Genomic DNA, 275 nt, shown 5'->3' with positions numbered 1-275 from the left:
GTATTCAGGTTCGGCAATCGCTGCTTGTACACAAGCTCTTGCTGGGGCATGCCCTTTGGGTAACCAGTTGTCCCACACTTGATTCATTGCATCGTAATCAGCCATATCTTTAAGGTAAATAGTGGCTGATAAAATATGATCGCGTCGACTACCAGATTGTACGAGCAAGCTTTCGACCTCTTCAAGCATGGTAATAGTTTGGGTATTAATATCGGTGAACTTATCTTTAGCCACCTGGCCGCACAGATAAACGGTATTGTTGTGGATCACAATAC

Annotated in this window: 1 protein-coding gene; it reads right to left on the bottom strand. The window is 44.0% G+C overall.

The genetic code is table 11. The features are described 5' to 3' along the window. Window positions 1-273 (bottom strand): RidA family protein (locus tag AAEZ02_RS22405; protein WP_351125231.1); only part of this gene is annotated, 273 nt, incomplete at its 3' end. Between the last annotated feature and the right edge of the window lie 2 nt (window positions 274-275).

The sequence above is a fragment of the Shewanella sp. T24-MNA-CIBAN-0130 genome (genome assembly GCF_040310185.1).
GTDB classification, from domain to species: Bacteria; Pseudomonadota; Gammaproteobacteria; order Enterobacterales; family Shewanellaceae; genus Shewanella; species Shewanella psychromarinicola.
The sequence above is the reverse complement of the archived record's forward strand: the minus strand, read 5'-3'. Positions and strand labels throughout refer to the sequence as shown.